Here is a 14,215-nt window from a genome sequence, read left to right on the forward strand (position 1 = left end):
TGGTCTCAGCCGGTCGAGAGTTCGGTGCCGCGCCACGAGAAGTCCGGGGCTACGGCGTACTCGACAGCGATCTTGACCAGCTGGTCAGCGTACTTGTTGGCGTGATGTCCACAGAAGATCAGGTCGCCACCTTCGGCGAGCCGAACTCGAAGTTTCCCTGCCGCGTTGCAGCGGTCGCACCGTTCCTCGGCGGCGGGGGGCGCTGCCGTCTCCGGCGGCGGCGTGAGGGTCGGGGTCATCGCCTTCCTCCTCTGATCGTCACCGACGAACGCTTCCTTGCGTCGTTCACAGGTGGTTCAACACCGTGTTGCCCGACATCGTTCCCGCCTGGTGTGCGCGTCCGATGTCACATTTACGTTGTACCCGACGGGCGCTCGTTCCGGTTCGAACCGAATACCCGCTACGTGCTTCCTATCGCGCCGAGCTTGCGATCACAAGTGGGTTGGCGCGCCGCCACGGGTCTGTAATGCCCCCGGTGACCCGAAACACACCCGGGCCGCCTCAAAGGGGCGGCCCGGGTTCGCGCAGAGCGAAAAACGATCGTTCAGTCCAGGTAGTCGCGCAACACCTGGGAACGTGACGGGTGGCGCAGCTTCGACATCGTCTTCGACTCGATCTGGCGGATGCGCTCGCGGGTCACGCCGTACACCTGGCCGATCTCGTCCAGCGTACGCGGCTGGCCGTCGGTGAGGCCGAAACGCAGCCGCACCACGCCCGCCTCGCGCTCCGAGAGCGTCTGCAGCACCTGCTGGAGCTGGTCCTGCAGGAGCGAGAAGGAGACCGCGTCGACGGCCACGACCGCCTCGGAGTCCTCGATGAAGTCGCCGAGCTGGCTGTCGCCCTCGTCGCCGATGGTCTGGTCGAGGGAGATGGGCTCACGCGCGTACTGCTGGATCTCCAGCACCTTCTCCGGCGTGATGTCCATCTCCTTGGCCAGCTCCTCCGGGGTGGGCTCGCGGCCCAGGTCCTGGAGCAGCTCGCGCTGGATGCGGCCGAGCTTGTTGATGACCTCCACCATGTGCACCGGGATGCGGATGGTGCGGGCCTGGTCGGCCATGGCGCGGGTGATGGCCTGGCGGATCCACCAGGTGGCGTAGGTGGAGAACTTGTAGCCCTTGGTGTAGTCGAACTTCTCGACGGCGCGGATGAGGCCGAGGTTGCCTTCCTGGATGAGGTCGAGGAAGGCCATGCCGCGGCCGGTGTACCGCTTGGCGAGCGACACCACCAGACGAAGGTTGGCTTCGAGCAGGTGGTTCTTGGCCCGCTCGCCGTCGCGCGAGATCCACAGGAAGTCGCGGCGACCCGGCATCTGCATCGGTTCGCCGGCGTCCTCGGCCGCGCGCAGCCGCTCGGCCGCGTAGAGCCCGGCCTCGATGCGCTTGGCCAGCTCCACCTCCTGCTCGGCGTTGAGCAGCGGGACCTTGCCGATCTGCTTGAGGTAGGCACGGACCGAGTCGGCCGAGGCGGTGAGCTCGGCGTCGCGCCGGGCCTGCTTGAGCGCCTCGGACTCGTCGTCGTCCCACGCGAAGTCGTCGTCGGTGGCCGTGGCCTCCGCGTCGGCCTCGGCGGCCTGGGTCGCCTCGACCGGCTCGTCGACCACGACGTCCTCGATCTCGGCGGCCAGGGCGGCGTCGTCGATCTCCTCGAGCTCCGGCTCCTCGCCCGGCGTGCCGGTCGGGTTGGCCGGATCGGCCGCCTCGCCCGGCGATGCCTTCTTGGCGGCGACCGGGGCCGCCTTCGTCGCCGGCGCGGCCTTCTTCGCCGCCTTCTTGGCCGGCGCGGCCTTCTTCGCCGGTGCCCCGGCCGGAGCCGCGGCGGCGGGCGCGGCGGCAGCCGCGACGGATGCGGTGGGCGCCGATGGCGCGGCCTTCTTCACAGGGACCTTCTTCGCCGCCGCCGGGTCCGGAACGGACTCGACGGCTGTCAGCGGCTTGGCAGCGGGTGCCTTGCGGGCCGGGGCGGCCTTGGCGGTGGCCGCCTTGGACGCGGGAGTGGCTGAGCGTGCGGCGGCGACCCTGCGACGGCTGTTGGCGGAGTCGTCGACCACGACGGTCACGCCCGCCTCGGCCAGGCTCCTGAGCAGCTTCTTGGCGTGCGCCGGAGTTACGTCTGCGGTGTCGACCGCCTGCGCGACCTCCGCCGACGTCAAGTGACCGCCATTGGCGGCGGCACGCGCGATCAGCGTGTCGGCGAGGGAACGTACGTCAACGCTGGGCTGGTGAGCTGCTGTCACGAACGACCTTCCGGTGCGATGAGCGAGCGACGGCCGATGCGGCCGGGTTCGCGCACGGCGCGGCCGTGCTGAGTGGCCGGGTTGCTTGTCTGGTGGCGCCCGTGTGCGCCGTGACTCCGGGCGGATTCACGAACGACAGCGGGCAGCGCGTGAATTGTAACGCTCCCTCGCCCCAACATCCCCTCTTGAGGGGGCTGTACGCGCGTCTTGTGACCGAACGGATGGGCTGTGAGGGACTTTCCCGGGCTTTGCCAGGATGGTGACCATGGACAACCCGGCCGAACTGCTGGCCCTTGCCGTCTCCGTCGCCCGCTCCGCGAGCGACCTGGCCAACCGCATGCGAGCCGAGGGCGTGGACGCCGTGGCGACCAAGTCGACCGCGACCGACGTGGTCACCGCCGCGGACCGCGCCGTCGAACAGCTCGTCCGCGACGAGCTGCACAAGTCGCGCCCGGGCGACGCCGTGCTGGGGGAGGAGTACGGCGGCGGGCAGGACCAGACCGCCGTGCGCTGGATCCTCGACCCGATCGACGGGACCGTGAACTACCTCTACGACCTGCCGCAGTACGCGGTGTCGCTGGCCGCCGAGGTCGACGGGGTGGTCGTGGCCGGGGTGGTGCGCAACGCCGCCACCGGCCGCGAGTGGACCGCGACCCGGGGCGGGGGCGCCTTCTGCGGGCCGCGGCGCCTGCGGGCCTCCACCGAGACCGACCTGGGCCAGGCCCTCGTCGGCACCGGCTTCGGCTACGCGGCCGAGCGCCGGCGGCACCAGGCGCGCGTGCTCGGCGGCCTGATCGGGCACATCCGCGACATCCGCCGCCTGGGCGCCGCCTCGATCGACCTGTGCCTGGTCGCCGAGGGGACCCTGGACGCGTACTACGAGAAAGGTCTCAACCCCTGGGACCACGCGGCCGGCGGCCTGGTCGCGGCCGAGGCGGGCGCCCTGGTGACCGGCCTGGACGGCAACCCGCCGGGCCTGGACATGGTGGTGGCCGCCCCGCCGTCCCTCCATCAGCCGCTGCACGACCTGCTCAGCAAGCTGGACGCCGCGGGGGGTCCCTGACCGGCCGCTAGCTCTCATCCTTGGCGCAGGTGCCCTCCGGCAGCTCCGGGTTGCCCAGCGCCGCGATCGCCTGGTTCACCTCGGTCGTGGTCGGCAGCTGCCGGAACTTGCCGCCGAGGATGATCTCCACCTTGTCGTCCTGGCGGGCCTTGTCGAACTCGGGCCGGGCCTGGTCCAGGAAGTACGCCCGAACGAGCCACGCCGCGCCCACCGTCGCCGGGCCGTAGCGGATGACCGCGACCACGTCGTTGGCCTTGTTCACCGGCGGGTTCGGCGCGGCGGTGACCACCTTCGCCTCCTTGAACCGGCGGCTGAGGAAGTCGTTGGCGACCTCGGAGGCCGCCCCCGAGCGGTTGGTGGCGTTGAAGATCGTGACCTTGACCTGCTCCTGGGTGGGCAGCTTCGCGTCGGCCATCACCGAGCCCTCGGCGCACTTCTTGGCCTCGGCGGCCGGTCCGCCCTGGTGGTCCTTGACCACGGCGACGATCACGAACACCGCCGCGGCGACGATGAGGACGCCGACCACCGCGAGTGCTCTCACCCGCGCAAAACTCATGGCTGCTCCCCGCGCCGCTCCGTGCTGTCACCAGAGAAGACGCTCTGGCTGCCGGAGAGGTTAGCGCCTGCGCCGCAGAAGTGCTGAAGTCCCCACCGGACATACCGCAAAGTTCCTACTCCCCGTTGCGCTACGACTCCCCACGGAGATCGCCGCCGGAAGGTATCGTTCCATCGCCGCCGGGCGGGTTCGGCGCGCGCGTTCTACCCGCGGCAGGGCATGATCGTGGTGTCGCTTCGGTCACAGTGGGAACAACTTTCCGCGTGCGGGCGTACAACAAACGGCCGGGGGCGGTAAGGTACGCCGCCTTTGGACGTTGAAGATGACGATGCTTCGGGCGCCCAACCAACCCGGCGACATGAAATTGGGAGTGTGAACACCGATGGCCACCGACTACGACGCGCCACGTCGCGACGAGGTCGACCTCGGGGAGGACAGCCTCGAGGAGCTCAAGTCCCGTCGCACGGACGCGCAATCCGCGACCGTGGACGTCGACGAGTCCGACGTATCCGAGAACTTCGAGCTGCCGGGTGCCGACCTCGCCGACGAGGACATGACGGTGAAGGTCCTGCCGATGCAGACCGACGAGTTCCGTTGTTCGCGGTGCTTCCTGGTGCACCACCGCAGCCAGCTCGCGGTGGAGCGCAATGGGGAGCTGATCTGCCGCGAGTGTGCGTGAGTGTCGTCACGCATGCCCGTGAGGTGAAAAGGGGATGAAAATGGTGGCTCCGCGCGAGGTGAGTTGATCACGCGGAACTGGCGCCGGCGTGTTTCAGTAGTGGCAGCGGCGATCCACTCCACGGAGGTTCACCATGGTCCAGCAGCCGGTGCCCGCCGACGAGGCGGCCGAGAACGCTCCCGTCCAGCCGGAAGGGCAGGCCGGGCCAGGATCACTGGCCGGCCCGGCGGACGAGGCGGAACTCTCGCGGGCCGTGGTCGCGCTGACCGGTGACGACGTGCCGGTCCAGGACCGGCGGCGCCTGCTCGGGCGCCTGGTGCGCCTCGAGATCGGCGAGCGTGGCGTGAAGGACCTGTTCCGGCCGCGCAAGGCGATCGGCTGGGTCACCGACTCGGTGACCAGCGTCGCGCCGCACATTCCGGTGCGCGATCTGGACACCCTGCGCGCGCACTACCCCGGCCTCGACGCCGACGCGCTGGCCGAGCGCCTCATCCGCAACGCCGCACGGGTCACGGCCGGCATCGGCGCGGCCGGCGGCGGCGTCGCCGCGGTCGAGTGGGTCGCGACCCCGACCCTGCTGTCCGCGCCCGTCCTGCTGGCGGCCGAGACGGTCGCGGTGGTCGCGGTGGAGATGAAGCTGATCGGGGAGCTGCATGCGGTGTACGGCCGCCCGATCTCCGGCACGGGCGGGCAGCGCGCGCTCGCGCTGATCCAGGCCTGGGCCGAGCGGCGGGGCATCAACCCGCTGCGCGTCGGCGGCAGCGTCGCCGCGGCGATGGGCACCGCGCTGCGCAAGGAGCTGCGGGACCGCCTCCTGAAGCGCTTCGGGCGCAACCTGAGCACCATGGGGCCGTTCCTGACCGGCGCGGCCGTCGGCGGCTTCCTGAACCGGCGGGCCACCCTCGGCCTGGGGGACGACATCCGCAAGGACCTCAAGAACACCGGGCCCGACGGTCAGCGCGTGATCGAGGCCTGAGCCGCCTCGCGGATCGCCGCGGCCAGAGCGTCCGGGTGGCGGGTGCTGATCAGCCAGTACGGCGTCGGGTCGGCCGGGTCGCGCACCTCGACCCGCACGGCCGGGCCGATCCAGGGGCGCTGGATGACGAACGCCTCGGGGTCCGCGTACGGACCCAGCAGGTCGTGCTTGTCGGCCTGGGGGAGCGGGGTCACCTCACCGACGTACCGCAGCGGGATGTGCGCGTCGTCGACCCGCAACTCCCCGTTGGACACCTCGATGCGGATGCGGCCCAGCCACCAGAGCCCGGCGACGGTCAGCGGCAGCAGCACCAGGTAGGCGACCCACGTCGCCGCGCCCGGGGCGCCCAGCTTGACCTCGGCGGCGAGTGCGCCGGCGACGGCCACGGCGGGCAGCCACAGCCACCACGAGAGGCTGAGCCGTTCGCGGTACGGGTTCGGCAGGGCCACGTAGGCGAGGGTACGTGAACGGGCCGGAACCCGACCCGGCAGGATGGAGGCATGGGGATGGACGTGCTCGTGCGGCGGCTCGACCCGGACCTGCCGCTACCCGCCTACGCACACCCGGGCGACGCCGGCGCCGACCTCTGCGCGGCGCAGGACGTCGAGCTGGGGCCGGGCGAGCGGGCCCTGGTGCGGACCGGGATCGCGATCGCGCTGCCGGAGGGGTACGTCGGCCTGGTGCACCCGCGCTCCGGCCTCGCCGCGAAGATGGGCGTGACGATCGTCAACGCCCCGGGCACCGTCGACTCGGGCTACCGGGGCGAAATCCTGGTGAACCTCATCAATCACGATCGAGTGATATCGGCGAAGATATCCCGTGGTGACCGAATCGCCCAGCTTGTGATTCAGCGCGTGGAGCGGGCACACTTCCACGCGGTCGACGACCTTCCCGATACTGTGCGCGGGGCTGGTGGCCATGGGTCCACCGGCGGGCATGCCGGGCTCGCCCCGGCAGCGAACTTGGAGGCAGAGCAGTGATCTTCTCGCGCAACCGCGGGAGCGGCCGGCACGCCAAGTCGGACCCGCGCGGATCGGCGGGCCGGGAGACGTTCGACCGCGACATCGACGAGCTGGACGACGACGTGGACGCCGCGGACGGCGGCGGGGCGCGCACCGGCAAGTCCAACCGGGCCGACGGGCCGTACGACGTCAGCGAGGCCCCCGAGGGCATCGCCCAGCTCGACCTCGGCGCGCTCAAGGTGCCCGCGGTGGAGAACGTCGAGGTGCGGGTCCAGGCCGACAACGACGGCAAGATCCAGCAGATCGTCCTCGTCTTCGAGGAGAGCGCGCTGCAGCTCGGCGTGTTCGCGGCCCCGCGCAGCGAGGGCATCTGGGACGAGGTCCGCGCCGAGATCCGCAAGCAGCTGTTCACCGACGGCGTCGCGGCCGAGGAGGCCGAGGGCGACTACGGCACCGAGCTGCGCGCCCGGGTGCGCACGCCCGAGGGGCTTACCGACATCCGCTTCGTCGGCGTCGACGGGCCGCGCTGGCTCGTGCGCGCCGTCTTCCAGGGGCCGGCCGCGATCGACCCGGAGGCCGCCCCGCCGCTGCTGGAGTGCCTGCGCAACCTGGTCGTCGACCGCGGCCACGAGGCCATGCCGGTGCGCGAGCCGCTCCCGCTGCACCTGCCCAAGGAGGTCACCGACGCCGGTGGCGATGCCGCGGACGGGGACGGGGGGCCGGCGGCCGCCGGGGCGAACGGGACGGACGGTGCCGACGAGCCCCGCCGCCGGCCGTCGCCGCGACCCCGCCGCAAGTAGCGCAGAGCGCCGTACGGCGAAGCGCCGCGAGTACGGCGAAGCAAAGCCCCGAGCAACCCGGCCCCGGTGTCGAAAGCCGTCATCGGGGCCACCTCGCAAGCTGCGAAAAAGCGCGTACCGTTTTGACAAGGGTGTCATGACAGCCGAGCGGGAGGGTGGCACCGTCACTATGGCCACGGACAGTGAGAGCGCAGTCGGGGAACGGGGCCTGCGCAAGTTTCTTCGCCGGCTGACCGCGAGCGACGCCGAGCTCGACGCGGAGGAGTTGCAGCGCGACGCGAAGCAGTGCGGGAGCATGGCCGCGCTGACCTGCCAGCGGGGTCAGATCGTGCGGCTCAAGGGACGGCTGCGCACGGTGGTGTACACCCCGCGCACCAACCTGCCGACGCTCGAGGCCGAGCTGTTCGACGGCAGTGACCTGGTCACCCTCGTATGGTTGGGGCGGCGGCACATCGCAGGGATCGAGCCGGGTCGAGCGATCACGGCGAAGGGGCGCATCGCCCTGCGGGAGGGCCGTAAGGTGCTCTACAACCCGTACTACGAGCTCGACACACCACGATGAGGGCGGATGCAGCCAGGAAACCCAGGTAGCCGGACCAGTCCTGCCGCCGAGCCGGACACGGAAGAGGAAGAACCGCTTCCCCCGTTCTCGGTCCAGATGGCGCAGCAGCTCGGCGGGGTGCGCGGGCTCGTGGAGTCGAGCATCCCGATCACGCTGTTCATCGTGGTCAACTTCCTGGGCGACCACTTCAAGTGGTGGTCGCTGCAGACCTCGCTCGTCGTCGCGGTCGGGGCCGCGCTGTCGCTGGCGGTGTACCGCCTCGCGCGCCGGGAGTCGATCCGGCACGCGCTCAACGGCGTCTTCGGCATCGCGCTGGGGGCCTACATCGCCTGGAAGAGCGGCGACGCCAAGGACGTGTACCTGCCCGGCATGCTGATCACCGTCGGCTACGTGGCCGGCATGCTGATCTCGGTCGCCATCCGCCGGCCGCTGGTCGGCTGGCTGTGGGCCGTGACCCTCGACGGGGGTACGACGCGCTGGTACGACAACGTGCGGCTGCGCCGGGCCTTCATGTGGCTGACGGTGCTGTGGGCGGTCGTCTACGCGCTCAAGCTCGGGGTCCAGATCCTTATCTACCGCGACAACAGCGCCGACTCCGACGACCTGCTCGGGATCGCGCGCCTGGCGCTCGGGTGGCCGCCCTACGCGCTGCTGGCCGCCCTGACCGTCTGGCGGGCCCGGCGCATCCTCCGGGAAGAGCCCGAGGTCGCGCCGGACGCCGAGCCGGCTTAGGGGCTGTATCGAAGTGGATGGCCGGGCTGCGGCGGACTCAGACGCCGGCTGGAACCACGCCGGTCACACCCCGATACAACCCCGGTATCGGGGCGCGCCCGGCGCGGCCCCAGCCGACGCCTGAGCCTCGCCTCGCTCCGACCCCCACTTCGATACAGCCCTAGAGGGCCTTTCCGCGGGTCCTCTCGACGCTGTCCTCGCCGAGGATCACGGCGCGGACGGTGTCCTCCATCTCCGACGTGACGACGAACACCAGCTCGTCGCCCGCCTCCAGCGGGTCGTCGGGGGTCGGCACCAGCACGCGGCGGCCGCGCAGGACCGCCACCAGGGCCGAGTCGTGCGGCAGCGGGACGTCGCGCACCGGGTGACCGACGTACGGCGCGGTCTCCGGCAGCGTGATCTCCACCAGGTTGGCCTCGGACTGCCGGAACGTCATCAGGCGGACCAGGTCGCCGACCGACACCGCCTCCTCGACCAGGGCGGCCATGAGCCGGGGCTTGCTGACCGAGACGTCCACGCCCCACTGCTCGTTGAACAGCCACTCGTTCTCGGCCCGGTTGATGCGGGCCACCACCCGCGGTACCGCGAACTCGGTCTTGGCCAGCAGCGACACGACCAGGTTGACCTTGTCGTCGCCGGTGGCCGCGACCACGACGTCGCAGGAGGACAGGTCGGCCTCCTGCAGGCTCGACAGCTCGCAGGCGTCAGCCAGGATCCACTCGGCGGACGGCACCCGCTCGGGGCGCACCATCCGCGGCACGCGCTCGATGAGCATGACCTGGTGGCCGTTGTCGACGAGCTCCTTGGCGATGGAGCGGCCCACGTTGCCGGCCCCGGCGATCGCGATGCGCATGGTCAGTGTCCCCCTTCGGGCGCCGAACCGGTGACCTTTGTCACGGGGCCGGCCAACTCGTCGGTCAGCAGCATGAAGGCCAGGTCGCCGTCCTGGATCACGGTCGACTCGGTCGGCAGCATCGCCAGGCCGAAGCGCATCAGGTACGCCAGCCGGGCGCCGCTGCGCGCCTCCAGCTGGCCCACGGTGTGGCCGATCCAGTCCGGGTGCATCGGCACCTCGACGATCGACACGGTGCTCGTCGGGTCGCGCCAGATCTCGACGTTGCCCTCGGGCACCAGCTGGCGCAGCATCCGTTCGGCGGTCCAGCGCACAGTCGCCACGGTCGGTATGCCGAGGCGTTCGTAGACCTCCGCGCGCTTCGGGTCGTAGATGCGGGCCACGACCCGGTCCACGCCGAAGGTCTCCCGGGCCACCCGGGCCGAGATGATGTTCGAGTTGTCGCCCGAGGACACCGCCGCGAACGCGTCGGCCCGCTCGATGCCCGCCTGCAGCAGCACGTCGCGGTCGTAGCCGACCCCGTTCACCGTGGTGCCGTGGAACTCCCCGCCGAGCCGGCGGAACGCGTCCGCGTCGACGTCGATCACCGCGACCGTGTGTCCGCGCTGTTCGAGACTCTGCGCCAGCGTGGACCCCACGCGGCCGCAGCCCATGATCACGACGTGCACGTCCCCGCCTCCGGTGTCCTGAAGCACTCAGACACGAGGATGTCATGCGCGGCCCCGACCGGTGCACCGGGAGCCGGACCGACCCGTACGCTTAGGCGTCGTGGCCAGTCCCACCTCCCTGATGAAGCGGCTGCTCCTGGGCCGACCGTTCCGTTCGGACCGGCTGAAACACACGCTGCTGCCCAAGCGCATCGCGCTGCCGGTGTTCGCCTCCGACGCGCTGTCGTCGGTCGCGTACGCCCCCGACGAGATCCTCCTGACGCTGTCGATCGCGGGCGTTTCGGCCCTCACGATCTCGCCCTGGATCGGTCTCGCGGTGGCCGTGGTGATGCTCACAGTCGTCGCGAGCTACCGGCAGAACGTCCATGCGTACCCGTCCGGCGGCGGCGACTACGAGGTGGCCTCGGTCAACCTGGGCCCGCGCTTCGGCGTGGCGGTGGCCAGCGCCCTGCTCGTCGACTACGTGCTCACCGTGGCCGTGTCGACCGCGTCCGGCGTGGCCAACCTCGGCTCCGTCGTGCCCTGGGTGGCCACCCACAAGGTCGCCATCTCGATCATCGCCATCGCGGTGCTCACCGCCATGAACCTGCGCGGCATCCGGGAGTCCGGGGGCGCGTTCGCGGTCCCGACCTACGGGTTCATGATCGTCATGATCGGGATGGTCCTCACCGGCTTCTTCAAGATCTTCGTGCTCGGCCAGGACCTGCGGGCGCCCAGCGCCGACCTGGTCATCCACGCCGAGCACACCAACATGACCGGCGCGGCCATGGCCTTCCTGCTCCTGCGAACATTCTCGTCCGGCTGTGCGGCGCTCACCGGCGTCGAGGCCATCTCCAACGGCGTGCCCGCGTTCAAGGAGCCCAAGAGCAAGAACGCGGCGACCACGCTGCTGCTGCTCGGCACGATCTCGATCACCATGCTGCTCGGCATCATCCTGCTGGCCAACCGGACCGGCCTGAAGTTCGTCGAGGACCCGAGCCAGATCGAGAGCGGCCCGGCCAACTACGTGCAGAAGACGGTGACCACCCAGCTCGGGCAGACGGTGTTCGGGGCCGGGTCGGTCCTGCTGTACGTCGTGGCGGTCATCACCGCGCTGATCCTGTTCCTCGCGGCGAACACGGCCTTCAACGGCTTCCCGGTGCTCGGCTCGATCCTCGCGCAGGACCGGTACCTGCCGCGCCAGCTGCACACCCGCGGCGACCGGCTCGCCTTCTCCAACGGGATCATCCTGCTCGCCCTGGCCGCGATGGTGCTCATCGTCGGGTTCAACGGCGAGGTGACACGGCTGATCCAGCTGTACATCGTGGGCGTCTTCGTGTCCTTCACGCTCTCCCAGGCCGGCATGATCCGGCACTGGAACCGGCTGCTGCGCACGGTGCGTGACAAGCAGGCGCGCATCCGGATGATCCGGTCGCGCACGATCAACATGGTCGGCCTGACCCTCACCGGCGCCGTGCTCATCGTGGTGCTCATCACGAAGTTCCTGCTCGGGGCGTACATCGCAATCATCGCGATGATCGTCATCTACTTCCTCATGGTCGGCATCAAGAAGCACTACGACACCGTCGCGCGGGAGCTGACGCCCTCGGAGGACCGGCCGGTGCTGCCGGCGCGCAACCACGCCGTCGTGCTCGTCTCCAAGGTGCACCGGCCGACCCTGCGCGCCGTGGCCTACGCGCAGGCGACGCGGCCGGACTCGCTGACCGCGCTCACCGTGAACGTGGACGACCACGACACGCGGGCGCTGCAGGAGGAGTGGGAGCGCCGGGGGATTCCCGCGCCGCTGACCGTGGTCGACAGCCCGTACCGGGAGATCAACCGGCCGATCCTCGACTTCGTGCGCAGCAAGCGGCGGGACTCGCCGCGCGACGTGGTGACGGTGTTCATCCCCGAGTACGTGGTCGGGAAGTGGTGGGAGCACCTGCTGCACAACCAGAGCGCGCTGCGGCTCAAGGGCCGGCTGCTGTTCGAGCCCGGCGTGATGGTCACGTCGGTGCCCTGGCAGCTCAGCTCGATCGGCGACGTCGACATCGACCGGCTCGACGCGACGCTCAGCCGCGGGCCGAAGCGGGGGCCGCGCTCCGCGGCGTCGCCCGACTCGTGACCCCGGAACTGCTCGAGGTCGAGGTCGGGCCGGTCGCGCACGGCGGCTTCTGCGTGGCGCGGCACGAGGGCCAGGCGGTCTTCGTGCGCCACGCCCTGCCCGGGGAGCGCGTCCGAGCGCTGGTCACCGAGCGCCGCAAGGGTTTCCTGCGCGCGGACGCGGTGGAGGTGCTGCTCCCGTCGCCGGACCGGGTGATCCCGCCGTGCCCCTTCGCCGGCCCGGGCGCCTGCGGCGGGTGCGACTGGCAGCACGCGTCGTGGGACGCCCAGCGGGAGCTGAAGTCGCAGGTCCTCCGCGAGCAGCTGGCCCGGCTGGGCGGCATTTCCGATTTAAACGATTTGTCGGTACTCGTGGAGCCGCTGCCGGGCGGCCCGCTCTCCTGGCGCACGCGGGTGCAGTACGCCGTCGACGGGGAGGGCCGGCCGGGCCTGCACCGCCACCGCTCCTCGGACGTGATCCCGGTCGACCGGTGCCGCATCGCCCACCCCGCGATCCAGGCCCTGCCGATCCTGGACCGGGCCTGGCCGCCGGGCTCGACCGTCGAGGCGACGGCGTCGTCGGCGGGTGAGACCGCGGTGCTGACCCGCGCCGCCCGCACCGGCCCGCCGACGGGCCCCGTGCCGCCGATCCGCGAGCGCGCGGCCGGCCACGAGTGGCTCCTGGACGCGGGCGGCTTCTGGCAGGTCCACCCGCACGCCGTCGAGGCGTTCACCGGCGCCGTCCTGGCCCAGCTCGCGCCCGAGCCGGCCGAGCGCGCGTGGGACCTCTACGGCGGCGCCGGCGTGTTCGCGGCCGCGCTGGCCCCGCACTGCGGCCCCGTGACCGTGGTCGAGGCCGACCGCCGCGCGGTGGCGGCCGGCCGCCGGGCCCTGCGCGACCTGACGAACGTCACCTTCGCCCGCGGCGACGTGGCCCAGGTGCTGGCCAACCCCCGCTGGCGGCGGGTCGACCTCGTGGTGCTGGACCCGCCGCGCTCGGGCGCCGGCCGCGCCGTGGTCGAGGCGATCGCCGCGCGGGGGCCGCGGGCCGTGTCGTACGTGGCCTGCGACCCGGCCGCGTTCGCCCGCGACGTTCGCACGTTCGGCGAGCTCGGGTACGACCTCACGGGCCTTCGGGCGTTCGACAGCTTCCCGATGACCCAGCACTTCGAGACCGTCGGGCTCCTGACGCCCCGCTAGCGGCGGTTTCGAAGTGTGACGGCGTGGTTCCCGGCGGCGCCCGAGTCCGACGCAGCCCGGCCACCCACTTCGAGACAGCCCTAACGGCGGCGCAGGGTGCGGGCGTAGTCCTGGAACCGCGCCTTGGCGATGACCTTGCGGTCGGGGGAGCGGAAGACGATGCCCTCCGCGCGGCCGCGCGCGCCGTCCAGCGCCACCAGGGTCTCCGGCAGGCGCTCGGTCAGCAGCGCCTGCATGCCCGCGATCGACTCCGGCAGCGAGCCGGTGCGGAACAGGCGCGGCGTGAGCGACAGCCCCGCAGCCGGTGCCAGCTCGGCCAGCTCCTCCTCGGTCGCGAAGGGCTGGCCGCCCGACTCGCGCCACGCCGAGATCGCGGGCTGCGGCCACGTCAGGGCCGTCGCCCAGTCGTCGAGCAGCATCACGTCGAAGAGGCGCCAGCCGAAGCGGGTCGCGTCGGTGGTGTACTGCTTCGCCGCGCCGCCGACCTTGCCGCCGTAGAGCTCCAGGTAGTACACCCGCAGCGATCCCGGCGCGGCCAGGCGGTCCGCCACCGGGCGCAGCTGCTCCACGATGCCCAGGGCCGGGTTGGCGATGAGGTCGCCGCGCGCGTGGAGCAGCTCCTCGCGGGAGCCGATCACGTAGCTGCCGTCGGGCAGCAGGACGATGCGGCTGTTGGTGCCGTCGACCTTCTCGGTGGCGATGACGTCGCCGGGGAACGCCGTCGGGGACTCCAGCAGGCCACCGTTGCGCGGGTCGAGCTCGTGGTAGGTCGGGATCGACGGGTACTTCGTCAGCGAGTTCAGCGCCCGGAGATCCGCCGCGCGCAGGTCGAAGCGAGTCATCGGGCCA

16 protein-coding genes are annotated in these 14,215 nt (G+C 71.4%); 9 read left to right on the plus strand and 7 right to left on the minus strand.

What is annotated here, in order from left to right:
- Nucleotides 1–5: 5 nt before the first annotated feature.
- Both ACPPVO_RS09080 and ACPPVO_RS09085 read right to left on the minus strand, forming a co-directional pair.
- Nucleotides 6–239 carry a DUF7455 domain-containing protein gene (locus ACPPVO_RS09080; RefSeq protein ID WP_360387657.1) on the minus strand — a complete coding sequence of 78 codons (234 nt, stop codon included), beginning with the start codon at nt 237–239 and terminating at the stop codon, nt 6–8.
- 305 nt (nt 240–544) lie between these two features.
- A complete protein-coding gene (locus tag ACPPVO_RS09085; protein ID WP_426510773.1) occupies nt 545–2,233 on the minus strand; it encodes an RNA polymerase sigma factor in 1,689 nt (562 codons plus the stop codon).
- A gap of 265 nt (nt 2,234–2,498) precedes the next feature.
- On the opposite strand from ACPPVO_RS09085, the gene ACPPVO_RS09090 reads away from it, so the two are divergent.
- Complete coding sequence (locus ACPPVO_RS09090) at nt 2,499–3,296, plus strand: inositol monophosphatase family protein (RefSeq protein WP_426510774.1); 798 nt, start codon at nt 2,499–2,501, stop codon at nt 3,294–3,296.
- 7 nt (nt 3,297–3,303) lie between these two features.
- Here the strand turns inward: ACPPVO_RS09090 and ACPPVO_RS09095 are convergent, their stop codons facing one another.
- Nucleotides 3,304–3,852, minus strand: a complete 549-nt coding sequence (locus ACPPVO_RS09095) for a LytR C-terminal domain-containing protein (RefSeq protein ID WP_426510775.1) — start codon at nt 3,850–3,852, stop codon at nt 3,304–3,306.
- 382 nt (nt 3,853–4,234) lie between these two features.
- On the opposite strand from ACPPVO_RS09095, the gene ACPPVO_RS09100 reads away from it, so the two are divergent.
- Nucleotides 4,235–4,531 (plus strand): DUF4193 domain-containing protein, encoded by a 297-nt coding sequence (locus ACPPVO_RS09100; protein WP_360387667.1) that lies wholly within the window; start codon nt 4,235–4,237, stop codon nt 4,529–4,531.
- A 133-nt stretch (nt 4,532–4,664) separates the two neighbouring features.
- Nucleotides 4,665–5,507, plus strand: a complete 843-nt coding sequence (locus ACPPVO_RS09105) for a hypothetical protein (protein ID WP_426510776.1) — start codon at nt 4,665–4,667, stop codon at nt 5,505–5,507.
- Here the strand turns inward: ACPPVO_RS09105 and ACPPVO_RS09110 are convergent.
- The gene (locus ACPPVO_RS09110) at nt 5,486–5,956 is read right to left on the minus strand and encodes a DUF3093 domain-containing protein (RefSeq protein ID WP_426510777.1); all 471 of its coding nucleotides are present in this window, start codon (nt 5,954–5,956) and stop codon (nt 5,486–5,488) included. The two genes, ACPPVO_RS09105 and ACPPVO_RS09110, sit on opposite strands and share 22 nt — an antisense overlap.
- 51 nt (nt 5,957–6,007) lie before the next feature.
- Between ACPPVO_RS09110 and dut the strand changes: the two genes are divergently transcribed.
- From dut to ACPPVO_RS09130, 4 genes are all read left to right on the plus strand, one after another.
- On the plus strand, nt 6,008–6,487 hold the full coding sequence (gene dut / locus ACPPVO_RS09115) for a dUTP diphosphatase (RefSeq protein WP_426510778.1): 480 nt from the start codon (nt 6,008–6,010) through the stop codon (nt 6,485–6,487).
- Nucleotides 6,484–7,269 carry a DUF3710 domain-containing protein gene (locus ACPPVO_RS09120; RefSeq protein WP_426510780.1) on the plus strand — a complete coding sequence of 262 codons (786 nt, stop codon included), beginning with the start codon at nt 6,484–6,486 and terminating at the stop codon, nt 7,267–7,269. The genes dut and ACPPVO_RS09120 overlap by 4 nt, the downstream gene beginning before the upstream one ends.
- 169 nt (nt 7,270–7,438) lie before the next feature.
- Complete coding sequence (locus tag ACPPVO_RS09125; RefSeq protein WP_426510781.1) at nt 7,439–7,831, plus strand: OB-fold nucleic acid binding domain-containing protein; 393 nt, start codon at nt 7,439–7,441, stop codon at nt 7,829–7,831.
- Nucleotides 7,832–7,927: 96 nt separating this feature from the next.
- On the plus strand, nt 7,928–8,563 hold the full coding sequence (locus ACPPVO_RS09130) for a DUF3159 domain-containing protein (RefSeq protein ID WP_426510782.1): 636 nt from the start codon (nt 7,928–7,930) through the stop codon (nt 8,561–8,563).
- A 160-nt stretch (nt 8,564–8,723) separates the two neighbouring features.
- Here the strand turns inward: ACPPVO_RS09130 and ACPPVO_RS09135 are convergent, their stop codons facing one another.
- Both ACPPVO_RS09135 and ACPPVO_RS09140 read right to left on the minus strand, forming a co-directional pair.
- Nucleotides 8,724–9,422: a potassium channel family protein gene (locus tag ACPPVO_RS09135; RefSeq protein WP_426514587.1), complete on the minus strand. Its 699-nt coding sequence runs from the start codon at nt 9,420–9,422 to the stop codon at nt 8,724–8,726.
- Nucleotides 9,419–10,084 carry a potassium channel family protein gene (locus ACPPVO_RS09140; RefSeq protein ID WP_426510783.1) on the minus strand — a complete coding sequence of 222 codons (666 nt, stop codon included), beginning with the start codon at nt 10,082–10,084 and terminating at the stop codon, nt 9,419–9,421. Before ACPPVO_RS09140 ends, ACPPVO_RS09135 begins: the two co-directional genes overlap by 4 nt.
- A 100-nt stretch (nt 10,085–10,184) precedes the next feature.
- Here ACPPVO_RS09140 and ACPPVO_RS09145 point away from each other — a divergent pair, with 100 nt between their 5' ends.
- Together ACPPVO_RS09145 and ACPPVO_RS09150 are read left to right on the plus strand one after the other, a co-directional pair.
- On the plus strand, nt 10,185–12,188 hold the full coding sequence (locus ACPPVO_RS09145) for an APC family permease (protein WP_360387683.1): 2,004 nt from the start codon (nt 10,185–10,187) through the stop codon (nt 12,186–12,188).
- Nucleotides 12,185–13,366 (plus strand): class I SAM-dependent RNA methyltransferase, encoded by a 1,182-nt coding sequence (locus tag ACPPVO_RS09150; protein ID WP_426510784.1) that lies wholly within the window; start codon nt 12,185–12,187, stop codon nt 13,364–13,366. Before ACPPVO_RS09145 ends, ACPPVO_RS09150 begins: the two co-directional genes overlap by 4 nt.
- An 80-nt stretch (nt 13,367–13,446) precedes the next feature.
- Here ACPPVO_RS09150 and ACPPVO_RS09155 read toward each other — a convergent pair whose 3' ends face one another.
- Nucleotides 13,447–14,208 carry an RNA ligase family protein gene (locus ACPPVO_RS09155; protein WP_426510785.1) on the minus strand — a complete coding sequence of 254 codons (762 nt, stop codon included), beginning with the start codon at nt 14,206–14,208 and terminating at the stop codon, nt 13,447–13,449.
- Between the last annotated feature and the right edge of the window lie 7 nt (nt 14,209–14,215).

Source organism: Dactylosporangium sp. McL0621 (assembly GCF_049995355.1).
Taxonomy (GTDB): Bacteria; Actinomycetota; Actinomycetes; order Mycobacteriales; family Micromonosporaceae; genus Dactylosporangium.